This window comes from Maribacter arcticus (genome assembly GCF_900167935.1).
GTDB classification, from domain to species: domain Bacteria; phylum Bacteroidota; class Bacteroidia; order Flavobacteriales; family Flavobacteriaceae; genus Maribacter; species Maribacter arcticus.
The window spans coordinates 25,590-43,743 of the sequence record NZ_FUYL01000010.1 but is presented as its reverse complement, the minus strand read 5'-3'; the positions used below and the strand labels follow the sequence as shown (position 1 = coordinate 43,743).

Below are 18,154 nucleotides of genomic sequence, written 5' to 3'. Positions count from 1 at the left end.
AGTTATAAATCAAAAAAAATAGAAAATGAAAATATTATTTGTATTGACCTCTCATGATACATTGGGAGACACAGGAAAGAAAACAGGATTTTGGATTGAAGAGTTTGCTGCTCCGTATTACGCTTTATTAGACAAAGGTGCTACTATTACAGTAGCTACGCCAAAAGGAGGCCAAGCCCCTATTGATCCTAGTAGTGATACCGAAGATGCGCAGACTAAAGATACTAAGCGTTTTAAAGGTGATAAAGCGGCTCAAGATATTATTGCCAATACTAAGGTATTAGCAGACATTAATGCCTCAGATTTCGATGCGGTTTTCTACCCAGGTGGACACGGACCGTTGTGGGATTTAGCGAACGATGCTACATCGATTAAATTGATTGAAACATTTAACGCTAAAGAAAAACCTGTAGCATTTGTATGTCACGCTCCAGCAGCTCTAAAAGGAGTTAAAGGAAAAGATGGAAGTCCGTTAGTGAAAGGCAAAAAAGTTACCGGATTTACTAACACTGAAGAAGCTGCGGTTCAATTAACCAACGTAGTTCCTTTCTTAGTAGAAGATATGTTGAAGGAAAATGGCGGGATCTATTCTAAGAAAGAAGACTGGGCTGCTTATGCAATTCAAGATGGTAATTTGATTACAGGTCAAAACCCTGCATCATCAGAATTAGTTGCTGAAAAACTTTTAGCTTCTTTGAAATAAGACATTAAGTTTTAAAATAGTAAAAAGCCTGTAAACCTATATTTACAGGCTTTTTTGGTTTAAAATGGTTGTTAAACCTATAAACTATTTATATATAATATTGTAGGTGTTAAAAACTAACCCTCCGTCATATGATTGGGTATCCGTAAGATTCAATTTATAACCTTGTTTTGAATCGCCGAATAAACGAATACCATCACCCAGTAGTAAAGGATTCAATTTTATCTTTAGTACATCAATAAGTTTATGTTCTAATAACCAACCTACGAAAATGCCTCCGCCACATCAATAGATATCAGTTTTGAAGTCTTTTTTAACTCTTATTTTATCAATTTTAACATCAGGTATTGTTTGACTCCGTTTTCTTCGCTGACAAAACCGCGTACATCAGCATCGAGTCCGCAAATAAATCCATCAATTGATACGGTTACATAGTACACAACCTTTTTCATTTCCCCTCACTTTTAACACTTTAAATTACGATTTCGGAATAATATTTTGATTCACTCTAAAAAAGTTGGTTGGGTCATATTGATGTTTGATAGCTGCTAATCGTGCATAATTTTGTTTATAGCTCGCTTGAACCCTTTCTTGACCTTCATCCATCATAAAATTAGAATAAGCGCCGCCAGCAGAATGAGGGTGTAGTGCTTCATAATACCCTTTACACCATTTTGTAATTTTATCAGCATTTTTTGGGTCGGGATCAACACCGATATATACGCCACAATACTCCGCATCACGGTATGCCCAAGGAGTATCGGTAGCTCCTACTCTACTCGCCGCACCGGTAATTGGGTATAAATGCATTTGTGATAAAGGTGTCGGTATTTTAGAACCGAATTTTAAATGTTGTGCACGAATATCTGCATTTAAAGAATTGAAGAAATCGGCTCTCCAATACCATTGCATTCCCGTAGGTAATAATCCATCGAACATGGTCTGAATAGCAGGATAAGGCATTTCTCCCACGTGTGCGAAGATTGGCTTTTTGGCTAAAATAGGGGCAAAAGCTTCTTCTGCCTTGGCCATATCACCAACATAGCACCAAACAATACCGCAGAATTTCTTATTATGTAAATGGGCAGGAAACGGAGATTCAGGAATAACCATTGTGGCGATAAATCCGTTAATATCCTCTGAAGCTGTTCTTATAAAACCATCAAACCATTCCATAATTTCCTCAACTTGTTCAATGGGCCATAAGGTTGGTCCGCCATACACGGTTTTAAGTTTATGTGCCTTAAATGTAAACTCGGTAACTACACCAAAATTACCACCACCACCACGAATTGCCCAGAATAAATCTGAATGCTTATTTTTATTAGTCGTAACTATTGAGCCATCAGCTAAAACCATTTCAGCTTCCAATAGATTATCAATAGTAAGACCGTATTTACGTGCCAAATAGCCAACGCCACCACCAAGGGTAAGCCCGCCAACACCAGTCGAAGAAACCATTCCTGAAGGTATGGCAAGTCCGTGCTCATGAGTAGCTGTATCCACTTCATTCCAAATACACCCACCACCGACTTGTACAGTATTATTTTCAGTATTAACAGAAATGGACTTAAGACCAGATAAGTCAATGACCAATCCGCCGTCGCACAATCCTAGTCCGCCGCCATTATGGCCACCTCCTCTAATTGCAACAAGTAGATTATTATTTCGACCAAAGTCAACTGCTATTTTAACATCATGCACATTGGTACACATTGCAATGGCCCCTGGACGTTTGTCTATCATGGCGTTATAAACTTTTCGTGCTTCGTCATACGAAATGTCGTTAGTTGTTATGAGCTTACCTTTTAATTGCTTTCGTAGGCTTTCTGTAAGTTTTTCTGTGATAGGTAGTTTAAGGTTTTTCATGGTTCTATTTTTTTGTGATTGTATTATTTTGATATCATCATTCCTTTTAAGGACCACAATATAGCAAGGACATCTTTTTTGGATTCCTCATCAATACCGTTTTGATCCAAAGCTTTGAAAATATCATCCATCACATGCATATATTCTCCAGGACTTATATTCATTCCTGTATGGGCAGTGACCATATCTTTTCCGGTATAGGTTGCTGGTCCGCCACTACCGGCACTAAAAAAATCGATAGTATGGCTTTTAATTATAGCCAGACGTTGCGGTTGATCTTTTAATGGTAGGAACCTAGCGTTAACGGCTGGGTTTTCCATATGGTTAGTAACGGTGTTATCAACAATTGTGGAGATTCCTGCTCTTCCTCCTAGACGTTCAAAAAGTGATTTATTCATAATATATAGGTTTTAAAGTGATTGTTGTTTTGATAATTTGGTAAATGGAATAAGCATCGGCACCTTTTTTTGATAGGAAACATAGGTATCACCTAATGCTTTCTTTAGGTCTCTTTCTTCTAAGAACTTTACTGCTATCAGAATATAGACCGTAGTTACTACAGCAAATAGTAAGTGCCCTGTAGTCATGGTTGGGGTTGCCCAAAATGCGATTAAAAAACCCAACATTATTGGATGCCGAACCAATCCGTAGAAATAGTTGACTTGGAAGGATGGAGATTTTGAAACTCTATTTTTAAGATTGTCTACAATTTGAGTAAGACCAAAGAGTTCGAAATGACTTATCATAAAAGTGGATAACAATACAATTAACCATCCTATAAAATAAAGAACTTGTATACCCATCGCGATGGTACTATTTTCAACCGTCCAAACGGTATCAGTCATAGGTTGCCATTTCCAAAAAATGAGTAACAATGTTAGGCTGGTCAGTAGAATATACGTGCTTCTTTCTGCAGGCTTACCAATTATTTTAACCCACCAATTTTTAAAAGCTGGTCTAGCCATAACGCTATGTTGAATTGCAAATAAGCTCAATAAGCTGATATTGGTCAAAAGAGCGGTCATCATATCAATTTCAGTACCCGTGTCTATGCCTTTAAGCACCCAAAAATTATTGACGAAGCCAATAGAATATAGAAAAGAAACCAGAAAAATAATGTAGGCTAAAATTCCGTAAATGAGTATTAAAATATTTTTCATGACTTGAAGTGTTTTGGTTGTTTATACCAAAGCTAGTCATGCTTTTTTATAATAAATTCTACATTTCAACCAAACACTATAACAATTCGTTCAGGGTGTAATTCCTTTTATTTCAATTTGTTAAGCATTTTTCATAAAGGAGGATGGCGAAACCCCGTACTTTTTATGAAAACACTTTGTAAAATAGGCAGCACTATTGAAGCCTGTTTCAAAAGCAATTTCAGAGATAGTTTTATTCTTTCTACGTAAAAATTCTAATGCCTTTTCTAATCTATGTTCTTGAATTAAATTATTCGTGGACGTATGTAATATGCTTTTCGTTTTTCGATACAGTTGAGAAGTGCTCAAACCTAAATGTGAACAAAACTTCTCGACACCTAAATCAGGATTCTGCCATTCACTGTCTAAGTAATTCATTAGACTATTTAAAAACTGTTCTTCTTGAATTGGTAGTGTTTTTATTTCATTGGTTGATAACCGTAAGTTCTGATTTTCACTTTCAAATAATTCCTTTACTTCTGAAGTGATAACAATTTGTTGTTTTGAAATAGCGGTTAAGCGTTTTGCAGTTTTAATTGTTTCTTCAAAAAAACCATGTTCTTTGGTCACAGGTACACCGGCACTTACCCCAATACACAATTGTTTAGTGTTCGAATTAGAGTCAGAAAAAACCTTTTTTATGGACAACGATGCATTAATGGCCTTAGTGGTGGAGGTAAAAGAAATTAATAGGTAGTTACTGGAGTTTTTAATCAAACGACCTTCATTTTTTTCTGTAATCGTTTTAATCAATGTGAACAGTTTGTTGTCAGGAACAGTCGTAAGTTCGTTTTCAAAAAGTTGAAGTACCACTAGAATTCTAAAAGCAGGATCATTAACAATATTCAATTCTGTTTTTTGAGATTTTGTAGGATCCTCTATTCGACCTAAAAATGATTCAACAATACTGGCATCAACTTCAATGATTGTATTTGGCACCTCACCATGTGCTTGAGCATGCATTTCTGTAATAGCTTCTTTATTAGGTGCCTCTACCAAGCAAAAAGCTGTTTTTCTAATATCGTCATACCAATAGGTAAGACCCTTGCAGCAATATTGGTGTTGAATTCGAAGATCTTCCTTATGTATAGTGGCAACAATTTCAGCAGTTACCTCTTCTGCCACATCGTGGCGATCCATATATATAGGCATATCATTTGTATTTAAATGTTAATGCTCTTAAAAACCGGGGAAGCATGTTTGTAAGTCTTATAAAAGTAGGGATTTTTTATTAAGGAGAGGGTTATACTAATTATCTTAAAATCAGTAAAATTAGATTTCCTTTAATAAGGCTTCAGCATCAGTAATTAATTGAGTAATTGATGCTCTGTTTAGACCATTATAAATACCTCGAATGTGCTTATTCTTATCAATTAAAAGGAAGTTTTCGGTATGTAAAAAGTCAGTAATATCTTTTGGAATACCTAAATCATTTTCTACAAAGTATTGGTTTCTACCAAGGTTATAAATCTCTGTTTTATCACCAGTAACTAAATGCCATTTAGAATCGATAATCCCATTTTTATTGGCGTAGGTTTTTAGTACAGAAACGGAATCAATTGAAGGAGTTACTGAATGGGATAGCATTGAAACCTCAGGATTATCGATAAAAGCTTCTTGAACCTTAGTCATGTTATTGGTCATCTTTAGGCATATACCTGGACAACTCGTAAAGAAGAAATCGGTAATGTATATTTTATTTTCAAAGGACTTTTGGGTCAACGTATCTCCCAACTGATCGACTAATTTAAAATCAGGTATTTTATGAAATTGTTTTTCCTCTTCAGTATTTGGGGTAAGCCAATGTGGTGTAAATGACTCATCGTTATAATATGGCAAGTGCTCTACCCTACTGGTTTCAGTTACCTGAATATTTTCCTTTTTCACTGTGTCTTTACAACTTGCAATAACTATTAAAATCAGTACTATTATTAACTTATTCATTTTTTAAAACATTTTCATCTCTTACAACAACTTCATCTTCTAATTGATAACAAGAATTTGCTCTACGTAATCCAAAAATACGTCCGTTTTTAGCTTCATAATTCACATATAAAGTTCCATTCTGTAACCACGCTTTTTGAAGTCCGTTTTCTTTGCCATTTACCAATTTTCGCTCTTTTGCCAATTGACCATCTGGATACCATTTTTTTTCTATTCCATCCATATTACCATTAACATAGTTAGCTTCTTGTGCTAGTTGGCCATTTTCCCACCAACTTTTATAAGAACCTTCAAGACGGTTATTTTTATAATGATATGCTACCCGTAAAACACCAGCTTCAGACCATTTCTCTGCTATACCTTCTCTTTTGCCATTAAAAAACCCCACCTTTTCTGCCAATGTTCCATTATCATGTACGGCTATACTAAAACCATTATAAGGTGAGTTTTTATAATACCAAGTACCTTCTAGTTGATTTAAAGAAAGCTCCTCTTTAAATTTTGTTTCTTCTTTAATGACTATATCAGTAGCCACAATAGATTTAGATTCAGGGTTTTCATTACAACTACCCAATAAAAAAAGGGTAAAGTAGATTAAAGAAAATAGTAGAGGAGCTTTCATATATTAATATCCTTGATAAGGTCCTGCAAATGCAAGGTAGGACCCTGTTGTTGAATAAATTTCGTTGATAATGTGATAATGGTATTCTTCTAGACCATCAGTATATTGTGTAGTAGTGGTATGCCCACCAGAAGCATCTAAATCTGCAGGATAATCTCCGGTAGCATTACATTTTCTTCCGTAAAGAAATACTCCATCCAACAAAACACCTACTAAATTTTCGTCATCATCACTAAATGCTTTTGGTTCTAAATGGTAGTGATATACACCAGGGCCAATATGAGCACCTGTCCAATCTAAACTAGCAGCTGCCTGATCTAAGGGACCACCACCTTCTTGATCATTGAAAATTGAAGACCCACTAACGGCACAATACCTATTGTATTGAAATCTGTAGTCACCGAATTACCAGAAAGGTTAGGGGTAGCATCCACTCGAATGGTAGTTGCATTGTTATTGCTCGATATAATACTTGGTGTATTGGCAACATCTGGTTCTTCTCTGTAAAGGGCATTTCCTTCTCCCCAGTAAGTCGTCTCGTGGTTTGGCAACCCAGTGGTTTCTATAACCACTTCAGACCCCTCTAAATAAACAGTTACCGCATCTGTATTAAAAGCAGCATATGCAGCATGTAACTCTGTTACAATAGGCTCATCAGAATCATCATCGTATGTAATTTCGGCAGTACTTTCATTGCTACAAGCTACAAGGGCTAAAATACCCAAGCTAGCACTTAAGAAATAGGGTACTGCATTTGCTTTTTTAAACTCTTTTTTCATAATTATTTTATTTTAATATTAATTTCTTTTAGGCCCTTTTGGCTTCGGTGCTTTTTCTAATTCTTCTTTTGTAATAAAACCATCTTCATCAGCATCAATCTTATCGAAATCATTTTTTAAAGGTCCTTTTACTTCGTTCTTAGAAAGTTGACCGTCTTCATTTTTATCCATTTGTTTTAAAAGTTCAGTGAACGTTGGTGGTTCTTTTCTTTCACCTTTAGACTGTGCGTTAACACCCAAGGTGCCAAATGCAACTAACATGGCAAATAATAATCCTGTTTTTAAAGTAATACGTTTCATATGTTTTAATTTTAATAACTAATATTCGATTACAAAGATGTAGGAAACTTCTATGTAATATGAGCGCATTAAGTGTTTGCCGTTTACTTTTAAGTGAAAGACACTATATGCATGGTGAACACTTTGACATCACCTGTTTAAAGCCATGTTTATAAGGTATGTTTGAATTATTATTCCTTTTATTTGCATCATGAACAGACATAAGAATTTTTTATTTCATGTAGCCTTATGGCTGCTGATTTGGTCAACGGCATGAATTTTTAGTGGTAGTGATTTTCAATTTGTAGGTGAGAATGGAATGGTACTATTATTTCAAATTTTTGTAATCGCCATCTTAATTTACTATACAGTTCCCCTTCTACTATTTAAGAAAAAGTATATACCTTTTACACTCGTTTCTATAGCAACAATCATTGTGGTTACCTTGATTTTGACGAACATAATTCCAGAAGCTATATTAGGACCCGAATCAACAATAAGACCCGGACCAGGTGCTAGACCTGGGCCAGGACCTAGATTTGAAAATGGACCGCCTTTAGATAGTATTCGTAGACCGCCGTCAAAATTTTTCATCAATTTGTTATTAATAGCCATAGCCTATGTTATTGCTACGTTGGTAGAAATATTTATGTTAGCTCAACGTAAAGAAGAGGAAATAATCATTAATAAAAATGACGCTTTACAAACAGAATTGAAACTATTGAAATCGCAGATTAATCCGCATTTTTTATTTAATGCTTTAAATAATATTTATGCCTTATCTGCCATAGATTCTGGAAGAACTCAAAAAAGTATTAGTTATTTGTCTGACATGCTTCGTTATGTTCTTTACGAATGCGAACAAGAAATTGTACCTCTCTATAATGAGATAGATTATATTGAAAATTATATAAAATTATTTTCACTGAAGAGTAGCAAAACATATCCTATAACCACTTTATTTTCTATAGAAAATCAGGATGTACAAATAGTACCCATGTTATTGATTCCTTTTTTGGAAAATGCCTTAAAGCATAGTAATATTGAAAAAATAACGGATACTTTTATTCATATTAAACTTACGGCAAGTACTAACCAAATAGATTTTGAAATTGAAAACAGTAAACCAACCACTCCAGTGGTAACAGATGCTGTTGGTGGAATAGGCATAGATAATGTTAAGAAACGTTTGGCTATATTATACCCAGAAAGGCACAAATTGGAAATCAATGAGACCAGTCAAGCATTTAAAGTGAATTTAAAACTACAGTTACATGACTAGTATAAATTGTATAGTAGTAGATGATGAAGAATTGGCACGTACCCTGCTAATAACATATATAGAAAAGATAGATTTTTTAAACCTGGTAGGTGAAGCTGAAAACCCTTTAGAAGCATTACCGCTAATGAAAGAGCAAAAGGTAGACCTTTTGTTCTTGGACATTCAAATGCCAGAGATAAAAGGAACCGAGTTTGCTAAAATGGTAAATTCAAATACTAAGATAATTTTTACTACTGCCTATTCTCAATTCGCATTAGAAGGGTATGAATTAAATGCTTTGGATTACCTGTTAAAACCGATAACTTTTGAACGTTTTGTTACCGCAGTATATAAAGTTAAAATAGGCGAAATAGAAGGGTCTGAATTTTTTACTATAAAATCTGGATATGATTTATATAAAGTGAAATACGAGGATATTCTATTTGTCGAAAGTGATAGTGAATATGTTACTTTTCATATGATTGACAAAAAAATCATTAGCAACCAACGTTTAAAAACAGTAGAGAAAGAGTTGCCTAGTAACCAATTCATTCGCGTTCATAGGTCTTATATCATTAACAAAACAAAAGTGACTGGCTTAAAAGGTAGAGACCTTTATCTAGATAAATTAAATATACCTGTAAGCGATTCGTATTTTGATTTTGTAAAGCAAGAATTATTTTAGGCTATTCTACATAGTATTCTTAATCTACTTCACTCTAATTTTCACAATGTTTTTATAACTTTGCCCGCTAGTTTTAAAACCAAGTGATGAGCATTTTCAGAATCCTATTTTTCTTTTTCATTTTTCAAACGATTAGTCAAAATGCATATGGACAATTGGTGAATATAGAGTCGAAAAGAATGCAGAAAGATTCTACCCGGTTTGCACTTAAAAGTGATGTCTTAGCTAATTATACAGATAATAATGGAGACTATATTTTTCAAATAGGTTCAAACATTACCACTCAATTAAAGTCTAAAGATTTAAAAAAAATATACTTTTTCATTGGTAACTATAATCTTATTAGAAGTCAAGATCAAGATTTTCAGAACTCATGGTTTTTTCATTTTCGCTACAATCAAAAAATATCAGAACTCTTTAGATTAGAGGCGTTCATCCAAAACCAGAATAATAAATTATTGACCATTACTAGTCGAAATTTAATCGGTGCAGGCATTCGTTTAAAAATGATTTCAACAGAAACTACGAAGGCTTATTTTGGAAATGCATATATGTACGAAATTGAAAAGATTGATGTCACCAATGAACTTTTTTATAATCACAGAAACAGTAGTTACCTTTCCATAAATCAATCATTTAAAAAAACACGATTAGATTTAACAGGAACAGTATACTTTCAACCGTTATATCAACAAATTGCTAATCATCGCATATTGTGTCAATTAAAAGCCGAATTGCCAATAACAGAAGTAATAAGTTTATCTGCACTTTATAATTATTTCTATAGCAGTTTTTCGCCTACGGCGGAAAATGACCGCTCTTCTAACTTGAGTTTCGGCTTCACATTTACTATGTAAACTGATGTGTTTTATTCAATTTAAAGATGATTAAATGCAATCCCAAGATTAAAACTCATTATTAAAATTTATAACCCCCTCAGGATAAAAGTAATATGTACTTAACTGAAATTTTGTGAATATCTATCCTCTTTTTTAACCGTAAGAACTATGGCTAAAACTTATATTTGACACCCCTAAAACAAAATAATATGAGCGCCACTTGGTACGAGTGTAAAGTAAAATATAGAAAACTTGATGAAGCTTCAGGTACGCAAAAAGTAAAAACAGAACCTTTTTTGGTCGATGCAATTTCGTATACAGAGGCCGAAAGTAGAATTACCGAAGAAATGTCGGCTTATTTAAGTGATAGTGATGAAATTAAAATCACGAATATTAAAGTAGCTAACTATGCAGAAATTCATCCTTTTGAGAATTCAGACCGATGGTTTAAATCTAGAGTTTCTTTAATTGCCTTTGATGAAGAAAGCGGTAAAGAACGTAAGACAAATATGTATTTGCTGATACAGGCAAATGATGTTAAAGAAGCGTATGACAATACCATTAGTGTAATGAAAGATACTATGGGTGAGTATACTGTACCTGCCATTTCAGAATCACCTATTATGGATGTATTTCCATATTTTTCAGGTGAAGAGGATGATATGGCACGTGTGGAAAAATTTAATATTTTAAAAGATTCAGTACCTGCAGTGGCAGAAGTTATTGAAGAAGAACCTATTGAAGCTGAAACTGAGGCATAAGTCAAAGTTTAAGCTCTGAATTCTCTCGGACTTATTCCTTTCAGTTTTTTGAAAGTGCGATTAAAATGAGACACACTTTCAAAACCACAATCAAAAGCAATGGCCTGTATGTATTTATCTGAAGTTGATAAATACATACAGGCTTGTTCAATTCTAGATGAATTTAAAAATGTGACAAAGGAATGTCCTACAGCCTTTTTAAACCATCTACAGAAAGATTGTTCTACCATGTTAGATATATCTGCCATCTCTTTTACAGTTAGTTTTTTGTCTAAATTCTCGAGAATATACGTGGTAATAGTTTTAATTTTATCTTGAGATTTAGCACTTACTATTTGATGCTTGTATGTTGAGGAAGCCAGATACTTTCTATTTTTATGATGAAATAATTGATGCAATATTTGAAGCAAAACAGCTACCTGTTCCGTTGTGGTTACACCTTCAAAATCATGTATCAATTGAAGAATATTTACCTTGGGTTCAATGAATTGAATACCTCTTTCAGCTTCACTGTATAAAACATGAAGTAGTTCACATTCCTTAAACGAATTAAATATATGGGAAGGAAATTGCAGTACAATGGCACCTTGCCGCTCCTGTTCATTATAATTTAGAGATGCGTAATTATGAGGAAGATTCGCTCCCATAAGCACTAAATCATTTTTAGAATAGGGAAGAATACTATTTCCAACAAAACGAGTACCACAACCTTTAGTAATAAGTGTAAGTTCTAACTCTGGATGATAATGCCAAAATGGTTTAAACTGGGTTTCTTCTAATTTAAAAAAATGAAAAGATTTTTTTGATTTTTGTAAACCGATATTTTCGACAACAGGCTTCATTATAGCTTATATGAACAATTATTTAAGTTAATTTAAGTAATTAAAGTTTAGATACGCATAGTATTGGTTAAAATAGAAAAACTATTATCAAGGTTAACATCATAATTTCACATCTCTAAATAGTATACAGTATGAAAAACCATGGATTAATTGATAAGCCATATACCCTAACAAAGGATCAGATTGATTTTTATAGTACATACCGTTACATTAAATTAAAAAATGTATTTGATGAAGAGACCCTATCATATTTTAATGGTATCGTTTCAAAAAAAGTAACAGAATTGAACGCAGAACCAAAGCCTTTAGATAAAAGAGATACTTATGGAAAGGCATTTGTACAGTTATTCAATTTGTGGAAAGAGGATGAAACCATAAAACCGCTAATATTCTCAAAAAGATTGGCACAAATAGCAACTGAACTTATGCAAGTAGATGGTGTTCGTCTATACCATGATCAAGCTTTATTTAAGGAAGCAGGTGGCGGTATTACTCCATGGCATGCCGATCAGTATTATTGGCCCTTACAAACAGATAAAACCGTCACAGCCTGGATTCCGTTGCAGGAAACCCCTTTAACTATGGGGCCTTTAGAGTTTAGTGCTGGAAGCCATGAAATTATGGATGGCAGAGACCTTTCTATAAGTGATGAAAGTGAAAAGGCCATACAAAAAAGATTGAGAGTAACCGATTTTAAACTTATTATAGAGCCTTTTGATGTTGGGGAGGTCAGTTTTCATTCCGGTTGGGTATTTCACCGTGCAGGAGCGAATACAACTCAAGAAATGCGTAAGGTAATGACCGTTATTTATATGGATAAGGATATGAAATTAAAAAAGCCAAGTAATGATGGTCAACAGAATGATTGGGATACTTGGTGTCCTGGTGTCCAAATTGGAGAAACCATTAATTCACCCTTGAACCCTGTTCTATATTAAATGAAGAAAATTAACTATCTATATCCGCATTGGGGAAGTGATAATTTATCTGCTTCAGATTTTTTTGAACTTGTAAAGATAAAAGGTTTTCAAGGAGTTGAAATTAATCTTCCCGAAGATGAAACCTTTGAAAAAGAATTTTTGAGAGGTTTGGAAAAATCACGAGAGCAAAATCCAAATTTTATTTGCGTTTTACAGCAAGTATTACCTGTAAAATTGGAAACGGTGGAAGCATATATTCTAAATGTGTTGACTCAGCTAGAACGTATGTTGCCTTACTATCCAAATTTTATTAATTCCCATACCGGAAAAGACCACTTTTCATTTAAAGATAATTGCTTGGTAATTGAAGCAATAGAAAGCTTTTCTAAGCAAAACAACATTCCTGTTTATCATGAAATTCACAGGGGTCGCTTTACCTTTCATTCCGCCACTACCCTTTGTTATTTAGAAAAATATCCACAATTAAAATTAGTGGGTGATTTATCGCATTGGTGTGTGGTTTCAGAAAGTATGTTACAAGATCAAGAACATATCCTTGAAAAAATTATTCCCCACATTAAGCACATTCATGCCCGTGTTGGTTTTGAACAGTCTGCACAGGTAAATAATCCGTTTGCACCAGAATGGAAAAGTTATTTAAATCAATATTTAGTTTGGTGGCAACGTATAGTTAATGTACATACTGCAATGGAGGCAATAAGTATAACACCAGAATTTGGACCTTACCCCTATATGCCACAAATGCCTTTTAATAAAGAACCATTAGCTAATCAACATGAATTAAATATTGGCATGAAAAACTTTTTAGAAAATCAATTAATTTCCTCATAACCATTGTAAATACATAAAAAGTCTTTTGTTTTAAATCAACAATTAATAATCATTTTTCCTGCTTGCTGTCTGTCCTTTTGCTAAAAGAGATTAAATAATTTTTTCCTTTTACTCCATTGTATACTCTTGAAATTTCAATTTAATTAAAAAAATACATGCACTGGTTTAAACTACAATTAGATTCGCAACAAGTAAATTTGTAGGAAATTACATACAAAATTAGATGTTTCACAACATAAATAAGGTAAGGTCTAAAGTAGGTAATATATTTACCTCGAAATTCCCCCAGTGTTATGAAGTATAAATTTTCTAAAGGTAGTTTTCAAATATACCTGTTAGTATTTACTCTTAATTTTATTGTCTTATCTAATATTAATGGACAAACAGTAAAAAAAATTAAAACAAAAATAGAAGAACTAAAAACATCTCCAGATTTTAATCATGAAAACCCTGCTTACATTGATTTATTATTTGAATTAGCAAAAGAACAAATTCATATCAATATCGATAGTACCCTTCTATTAGCAAACGAAGGATTAGCTTTAAGCTTAAAATCATATTATAAGAAAGGGGAAGGATATGCATATCTACGTTTAGGCGATTATTATTCTCAGATGTCTAATAAAGAAAAGTATAAAAATGCCTACGATACAGCATTAGCATTTTCAACTAAATATAAATACGAGCAACTTAAAATTATTGTTCTCAATAATTATGGAACAACCCTTTCAATCGATGGTGATGTAGATAATGCGCTAAAATTTTATTTGGAAGGTATTGAATTGAGTAAAAAAAATAACGACAATAAAATGTTGTCTATTCTATATGATAACATTGCAATTATGTATAGTGGTCTTAAAGACTATGAAACTGCCCTTACTTTTCATGAGAATTCCATAAGATATATTAAGGAAAATCAAGATGAAGTTTCATTGGCTAGAACCTTAAGTAATATGGCATTTGCAAATGCTTATATGCATAATTTTAAAGAAGCCAATAAAGCATTAGATAAAGCAATGTTAATTTTCACCGAAGAAGGAGAAATGGACTGGCTGTCTTATTGCTATGAGGTAAAAGGAATAATTGCTCTTGAAAAAAAAGATTATACTAATGCCTTAGAATGGTATATGGAAAGTAATTTGCTCTGTGAAGATTTAGACTATTTTACAGGTTCCTTAAATACCTATAATGGTTTGGCAGAAGCTTATATAGGGCTAGGTAAGATTGATTCAGCAGAACATTATGCATTAAAGGCTAATATAGAATCGAAAACTTCCTACTATCCAGATGCACTAATGAGGTCTTCTAAAACTCTTTCAACAATTAACAGATTAAAAGGACAGTATAAAACAGCCTTAGATTATCAAGATATTTACTTAAAACTTAATGAAGAGGCAGATTCAGAAAACTTCAAGAAAGGTTTGGAAATGTTGCGAAGCAATCAAAAATTTGAAGTTCAGAAAAAACAAATACTTGACGAGAAAAATAGAGAATTAGCAAGCCAGCAAGCACTTACTTATATTGCCTCAGGTGGAGTCATCTTGCTCATAGTAATGTTTATTTTAATTTATAGAAACTATAAGGTTCAAGGGCAATTTAATGGGATTTTGCAAAAAAAGCAACAAATATTAATCCAAAGAGAATTAGAATTAAAGGAAAGTAATACAACAAAAGATAAACTATTCTCACTTATAGCACACGATTTAAGAGGTCCTATTCACTCCTTTCATGGAATAATGCAGTTATATGTACTTGGTCAAATGCCAAAAGAAGATTCAGACAAATTTTTACCAGTAGCCCTGCAAGATCTAAGCTCGATAGCAGAAATGCTTGATAATCTATTAATATGGGGGAAAACTCAAATTAGTGGTACATCACATGAGCCAAAGAATATCAATATTCATAGGTTGGTTCAAAAGAACGTTCGTTTACTAAAACCACTGGCAGATAAAAAATCAATTGACATAATAAATGAAATCGTTGAAGACATAGTTAGTTTCAGTGATGCTGCACATATAGATATTGTATTAAGAAATCTACTTAGCAATTCAATTAAATTCACCAATTCTAATGGTAGTATTACTATTTCTGGGATAGAAGAAGATGGCCATTTACAGCTTTCGATATCAGATAATGGGGTTGGAATGAATTTAGAAGCACAAAATAGGCTATTTAAGAAAAATAATTATGAATCTACCTTCGGCACTAATAATGAAAAAGGAACTGGGTTAGGATTATACCTATGTCAAGAAATGGTAGAAAAGAATGGGGGTAAAATATGGGTAGAAAGTGTTTTAAAAAAAGGAACTACTTTTTATTTTACTATTCCTTCCAAATTAAAAATAAAAAAAGCAGTTTAAAGTAATCGTTAAAAAAGAAGACCTAATAACTTCAAAGATGAAAAAATCTGATTTTGAACACTTTAGATTCTTTATTAATCATAACATTGTATTGCTTAAAAACAAAAACACGATTTTCTTTACCTAGGTTCGAATGCATATTACAGACCAAGATTACTTATATTTAGGTTCGGAAAACCAACCAAATATATAATCCTATGACTTCGAGAAGAAAATTTTTGGAAACATTATCGGTAACTTCGTTTGCTATACCTATTTTGTACAGTCCTGCCAGCTTATTTGCAGCAACTACTGAACCATACGACGGACCTATTCTAAAAGTAGCCATAATGGGTTTAGGTAGTTACGGTACGCGTGTAGCGGAAGCTATGCAATCTTGTAAGCGAGCTAAATTGGTAGGCGTAATTAGTGGTACACCTAGCAAAATAAAAAAGTGGCAATCGAAATATAATATTCCAGAAAAGAATTGCTATAACTATGAAAATTTCGATGCTATAAAAGACAATCCAGATATTGATGCCGTTTATATTATTACCCCTAACGGATTGCATAAGGAACAAACTATTCGAGTAGCCAAAGCAGGTAAACATGTCATAAGTGAAAAGCCGATGGGTATCAATGCCCAAGAAGGGCAAGAAATGGTAGATGTTTGTAAGGCTGCAAATGTAAAATTGTTGATTGGTTATAGAATGCATTTTGAACCTAAGACCGTTGCCGTTATTCAAATGCGAAAAGACGGAGTTTTTGGTGAGACCAAATTTTTTCAAGGGCAATCAGGGTTTACAATAGGAGACCCAACACAATGGCGTTTGAACAAAGAACTTTCTGGTGGTGGAGCTATGATGGATATTGGTATTTATTCTATAAACGGTGCGCGCTATATGCTAGGTGAAGAACCGGTTTGGGTAACGGCACAAGAAACAAAGACAGATCCAGTAAAATTCAAGGAAGGTATCGATGAAACGATACAATTTCAAATGGGTTTCCCTAGTGGTGCTGTGGCTAATTGCCTTTCTACGTATAGTATGAACAATTTAGACAGATTTTATATGACTGGTTCTAAAGGATTTGTAGAAATGCAGCCGTCTACAGGTTACGGACCAATTGAAGGAAGAACACATAAGGGCCCATTGACCCAACCTCACGTTACACATCAAACGTTACAGATGGATGGTATGGCTGCACTGATTTTTGATGGTGTACAACCTATCGTTCCCGTTGATGGAGAAGAAGGTGTAAAGGATATGAAAATTATTGACGCTATATTTTTAGCGGCAAAAACAGGAGAAAAAGTAACCTTATAATCTAGAGTTTTTAATTAGTTCAATTATTAGACTATTTATATTCTAGCAATTCTATTTTACGAAAATCTATTGGGTGGCTATTGGACTGTAAAGAGACATAGCCACCTTTTACTTTTGCATCACTACCGGTTATCAACATTTTAGCCGTTTCATTTTCTACGTTATAAGTGGGGTTCGCATAGTTTAAAATCTCCTCACCATTTACATAATGTGTGATTTTACCATCTCTCACATCTATCTCAGCAGTAACCCATTGATTACCATGAAACGTTTTAGAGACATCTGCAGCAATACAGGTAGTGGTATTCTTCTGTCCATTATATTCTATGAAAATTCCGTTGGTACACGCAGCTCCTAAAGGTCGGTCATCAGTACCGTTTCCTCCATGAAAATTATATTCTAAACACACAGGAAAAGCCTGATCCATCTTTTGTGTAGCTGGTGGTTGTCCATAAAATTGAATACCGCTATCGCGATAACCCCAATTCGGTGCACCTTGAGCAGTTTCTCCAACAAATCGATATTCTACTTTAATGCGGTAATCAGTTAAATACCTATCAAAATATACCGTACCAAAACGATCATTAAATTCTGGTCCGTAAGCATCATATCGTATTTTAAGAATACTATCTTCTACTCGTAAGGTATTACCAAAGTTTTCTCCTAATGGATGGCCAGGTATTTTTATGGTCCAACCGGTTAAATCTGTTCCATTAAAAATTGAAACCCATTCAGGCTTTGAAACTCCATCTGATTCATGAACGTTATTTTCTTTTTTAACATCCGATTTCTTCACCCCACAGGAAATTATCATTGACAACACCATTATTGAGGATAGTGATAACCAAACATTTTTATTTAATTTCATTTTGATGGATTTTGTTTCTTGAATTTTAAAAGTAACAAAAAAAGGTATGCCAAATGACACACCTTTT

At 33.6% G+C, this 18,154-nt stretch carries 22 protein-coding genes and 1 pseudogene; 9 read left to right on the top strand and 14 right to left on the bottom strand.

The features are described from left to right. Nucleotides 1-25: 25 nt before the first annotated feature. Nucleotides 26-703, top strand: coding sequence for a type 1 glutamine amidotransferase domain-containing protein (locus tag B5X55_RS14915; protein ID WP_079513434.1), 678 nt, complete (start codon nt 26-28; stop codon nt 701-703). An 84-nt stretch (nt 704-787) separates the two neighbouring features. Here B5X55_RS14915 and B5X55_RS19320 read toward each other — a convergent pair whose 3' ends face one another. The 12 genes and pseudogenes from B5X55_RS19320 to B5X55_RS18810 form a co-directional block, all read right to left on the bottom strand. Then, the gene (locus B5X55_RS19320; RefSeq protein WP_200811627.1) at nt 788-976 is read right to left on the bottom strand and encodes a dihydrofolate reductase family protein; all 189 of its coding nucleotides are present in this window, start codon (nt 974-976) and stop codon (nt 788-790) included. A gap of 204 nt (nt 977-1,180) precedes the next feature. Continuing rightward, nucleotides 1,181-2,572, bottom strand: coding sequence for an FAD-binding oxidoreductase (locus tag B5X55_RS14905; RefSeq protein ID WP_079513433.1), 1,392 nt, complete (start codon nt 2,570-2,572; stop codon nt 1,181-1,183). A gap of 23 nt (nt 2,573-2,595) precedes the next feature. Next, entirely contained in the window at nt 2,596-2,970 is a 375-nt protein-coding gene (locus B5X55_RS14900) for a group I truncated hemoglobin (protein WP_079513432.1), read from the bottom strand. Nucleotides 2,971-2,982: 12 nt separating this feature from the next. Continuing rightward, a complete protein-coding gene (mddA, locus tag B5X55_RS14895) occupies nt 2,983-3,732 on the bottom strand; it encodes a methanethiol S-methyltransferase (protein ID WP_079513431.1) in 750 nt (249 codons plus the stop codon). Nucleotides 3,733-3,852: 120 nt separating this feature from the next. Further along, entirely contained in the window at nt 3,853-4,923 is a 1,071-nt protein-coding gene (locus tag B5X55_RS14890) for a nickel-binding protein (RefSeq protein WP_079513430.1), read from the bottom strand. A 120-nt stretch (nt 4,924-5,043) separates the two neighbouring features. After that, a complete protein-coding gene (locus tag B5X55_RS14885) occupies nt 5,044-5,715 on the bottom strand; it encodes an SCO family protein (RefSeq protein ID WP_079513429.1) in 672 nt (223 codons plus the stop codon). After that, nucleotides 5,708-6,337: a toxin-antitoxin system YwqK family antitoxin gene (locus tag B5X55_RS14880; protein WP_079513428.1), complete on the bottom strand. Its 630-nt coding sequence runs from the start codon at nt 6,335-6,337 to the stop codon at nt 5,708-5,710. The genes B5X55_RS14885 and B5X55_RS14880 overlap by 8 nt, the downstream gene beginning before the upstream one ends. Nucleotides 6,338-6,340: 3 nt before the next feature. Then, entirely contained in the window at nt 6,341-6,538 is a 198-nt protein-coding gene (locus B5X55_RS19050) for a hypothetical protein (RefSeq protein ID WP_234999753.1), read from the bottom strand. A 21-nt stretch (nt 6,539-6,559) separates the two neighbouring features. Next, nucleotides 6,560-6,616: pseudogene (locus B5X55_RS19045) on the bottom strand (hypothetical protein); the annotation flags it as partial. A 38-nt stretch (nt 6,617-6,654) separates the two neighbouring features. After that, entirely contained in the window at nt 6,655-7,116 is a 462-nt protein-coding gene (locus B5X55_RS19040) for a hypothetical protein (protein WP_234999752.1), read from the bottom strand. A gap of 18 nt (nt 7,117-7,134) precedes the next feature. Next, a complete protein-coding gene (locus B5X55_RS14870) occupies nt 7,135-7,416 on the bottom strand; it encodes a CREC-EF hand family protein (RefSeq protein WP_079513427.1) in 282 nt (93 codons plus the stop codon). 342 nt (nt 7,417-7,758) lie between these two features. Further along, nucleotides 7,759-7,989 carry a hypothetical protein gene (locus B5X55_RS18810; RefSeq protein ID WP_159447556.1) on the bottom strand — a complete coding sequence of 77 codons (231 nt, stop codon included), beginning with the start codon at nt 7,987-7,989 and terminating at the stop codon, nt 7,759-7,761. Nucleotides 7,990-7,993: 4 nt separating this feature from the next. On the opposite strand from B5X55_RS18810, the gene B5X55_RS14865 reads away from it, so the two are divergent. The 4 genes from B5X55_RS14865 to B5X55_RS14850 all read left to right on the top strand — a co-directional run bounded on the left by B5X55_RS14865 (nt 7,994) and on the right by B5X55_RS14850 (nt 10,941). Next, a complete protein-coding gene (locus B5X55_RS14865; protein WP_159447555.1) occupies nt 7,994-8,677 on the top strand; it encodes a sensor histidine kinase in 684 nt (227 codons plus the stop codon). Continuing rightward, nucleotides 8,670-9,341 (top strand): LytR/AlgR family response regulator transcription factor, encoded by a 672-nt coding sequence (locus tag B5X55_RS14860; protein WP_079513426.1) that lies wholly within the window; start codon nt 8,670-8,672, stop codon nt 9,339-9,341. The genes B5X55_RS14865 and B5X55_RS14860 overlap by 8 nt, the downstream gene beginning before the upstream one ends. Before the next feature lie 86 nt (nt 9,342-9,427). After that, a complete protein-coding gene (locus B5X55_RS14855) occupies nt 9,428-10,198 on the top strand; it encodes a DUF481 domain-containing protein (protein ID WP_079513425.1) in 771 nt (256 codons plus the stop codon). A 191-nt stretch (nt 10,199-10,389) separates the two neighbouring features. Continuing rightward, nucleotides 10,390-10,941, top strand: a complete 552-nt coding sequence (locus tag B5X55_RS14850) for a DUF4494 domain-containing protein (protein WP_079513424.1) — start codon at nt 10,390-10,392, stop codon at nt 10,939-10,941. An 8-nt stretch (nt 10,942-10,949) separates the two neighbouring features. Here B5X55_RS14850 and B5X55_RS14845 read toward each other — a convergent pair whose 3' ends face one another. Next, a complete protein-coding gene (locus B5X55_RS14845) occupies nt 10,950-11,783 on the bottom strand; it encodes an AraC family transcriptional regulator (protein ID WP_079513423.1) in 834 nt (277 codons plus the stop codon). Nucleotides 11,784-11,914: 131 nt separating this feature from the next. Between B5X55_RS14845 and B5X55_RS14840 the strand changes: the two genes are divergently transcribed. The 4 genes from B5X55_RS14840 to B5X55_RS14825 all read left to right on the top strand — a co-directional run bounded on the left by B5X55_RS14840 (nt 11,915) and on the right by B5X55_RS14825 (nt 17,219). Further along, complete coding sequence (locus tag B5X55_RS14840) at nt 11,915-12,721, top strand: phytanoyl-CoA dioxygenase family protein (protein ID WP_079513422.1); 807 nt, start codon at nt 11,915-11,917, stop codon at nt 12,719-12,721. Beyond that, nucleotides 12,722-13,555, top strand: coding sequence for an IolE/MocC family protein (locus B5X55_RS14835; protein ID WP_079513421.1), 834 nt, complete (start codon nt 12,722-12,724; stop codon nt 13,553-13,555). 293 nt (nt 13,556-13,848) lie between these two features. After that, the gene (locus tag B5X55_RS14830; RefSeq protein WP_079513420.1) at nt 13,849-15,915 is read left to right on the top strand and encodes a tetratricopeptide repeat-containing sensor histidine kinase; all 2,067 of its coding nucleotides are present in this window, start codon (nt 13,849-13,851) and stop codon (nt 15,913-15,915) included. A gap of 197 nt (nt 15,916-16,112) precedes the next feature. Beyond that, nucleotides 16,113-17,219, top strand: coding sequence for a Gfo/Idh/MocA family protein (locus B5X55_RS14825; RefSeq protein ID WP_079513419.1), 1,107 nt, complete (start codon nt 16,113-16,115; stop codon nt 17,217-17,219). Nucleotides 17,220-17,250: 31 nt separating this feature from the next. Here the strand turns inward: B5X55_RS14825 and B5X55_RS14820 are convergent, their stop codons facing one another. Next, the gene (locus B5X55_RS14820) at nt 17,251-18,087 is read right to left on the bottom strand and encodes a 3-keto-disaccharide hydrolase (RefSeq protein WP_079513418.1); all 837 of its coding nucleotides are present in this window, start codon (nt 18,085-18,087) and stop codon (nt 17,251-17,253) included. Nucleotides 18,088-18,154: the final 67 nt, after the last annotated feature.

What these genes read in the sequence shown, in the direction of transcription:
- B5X55_RS14825 (WP_079513419.1), top strand. Translation starts at nt 16,113, where the DNA reads ATGACTTCGAGAAGAAAATTTTTGGAAACATTATCGGTAACTTCGTTT.
- B5X55_RS14890 (WP_079513430.1), bottom strand. Translation starts at nt 4,923, where the DNA reads ATGCCTATATATATGGATCGCCACGATGTGGCAGAAGAGGTAACTGCT.
- B5X55_RS14905 (WP_079513433.1), bottom strand. Translation starts at nt 2,572, where the DNA reads ATGAAAAACCTTAAACTACCTATCACAGAAAAACTTACAGAAAGCCTA.
- B5X55_RS14880 (WP_079513428.1), bottom strand. Translation starts at nt 6,337, where the DNA reads ATGAAAGCTCCTCTACTATTTTCTTTAATCTACTTTACCCTTTTTTTA.
- B5X55_RS14855 (WP_079513425.1), top strand. Translation starts at nt 9,428, where the DNA reads ATGAGCATTTTCAGAATCCTATTTTTCTTTTTCATTTTTCAAACGATT.
- B5X55_RS18810 (WP_159447556.1), bottom strand. Translation starts at nt 7,989, where the DNA reads ATGAAAAATTTTGACGGCGGTCTACGAATACTATCTAAAGGCGGTCCA.
- B5X55_RS14845 (WP_079513423.1), bottom strand. Translation starts at nt 11,783, where the DNA reads ATGAAGCCTGTTGTCGAAAATATCGGTTTACAAAAATCAAAAAAATCT.
- B5X55_RS14850 (WP_079513424.1), top strand. Translation starts at nt 10,390, where the DNA reads ATGAGCGCCACTTGGTACGAGTGTAAAGTAAAATATAGAAAACTTGAT.
- mddA (WP_079513431.1), bottom strand. Translation starts at nt 3,732, where the DNA reads ATGAAAAATATTTTAATACTCATTTACGGAATTTTAGCCTACATTATT.
- B5X55_RS14915 (WP_079513434.1), top strand. Translation starts at nt 26, where the DNA reads ATGAAAATATTATTTGTATTGACCTCTCATGATACATTGGGAGACACA.
- B5X55_RS19040 (WP_234999752.1), bottom strand. Translation starts at nt 7,116, where the DNA reads ATGAAAAAAGAGTTTAAAAAAGCAAATGCAGTACCCTATTTCTTAAGT.
- B5X55_RS14830 (WP_079513420.1), top strand. Translation starts at nt 13,849, where the DNA reads ATGAAGTATAAATTTTCTAAAGGTAGTTTTCAAATATACCTGTTAGTA.
- B5X55_RS14840 (WP_079513422.1), top strand. Translation starts at nt 11,915, where the DNA reads ATGAAAAACCATGGATTAATTGATAAGCCATATACCCTAACAAAGGAT.
- B5X55_RS14860 (WP_079513426.1), top strand. Translation starts at nt 8,670, where the DNA reads ATGACTAGTATAAATTGTATAGTAGTAGATGATGAAGAATTGGCACGT.
- B5X55_RS14820 (WP_079513418.1), bottom strand. Translation starts at nt 18,087, where the DNA reads ATGAAATTAAATAAAAATGTTTGGTTATCACTATCCTCAATAATGGTG.
- B5X55_RS14835 (WP_079513421.1), top strand. Translation starts at nt 12,722, where the DNA reads ATGAAGAAAATTAACTATCTATATCCGCATTGGGGAAGTGATAATTTA.
- B5X55_RS14900 (WP_079513432.1), bottom strand. Translation starts at nt 2,970, where the DNA reads ATGAATAAATCACTTTTTGAACGTCTAGGAGGAAGAGCAGGAATCTCC.
- B5X55_RS14885 (WP_079513429.1), bottom strand. Translation starts at nt 5,715, where the DNA reads ATGAATAAGTTAATAATAGTACTGATTTTAATAGTTATTGCAAGTTGT.
- B5X55_RS14870 (WP_079513427.1), bottom strand. Translation starts at nt 7,416, where the DNA reads ATGAAACGTATTACTTTAAAAACAGGATTATTATTTGCCATGTTAGTT.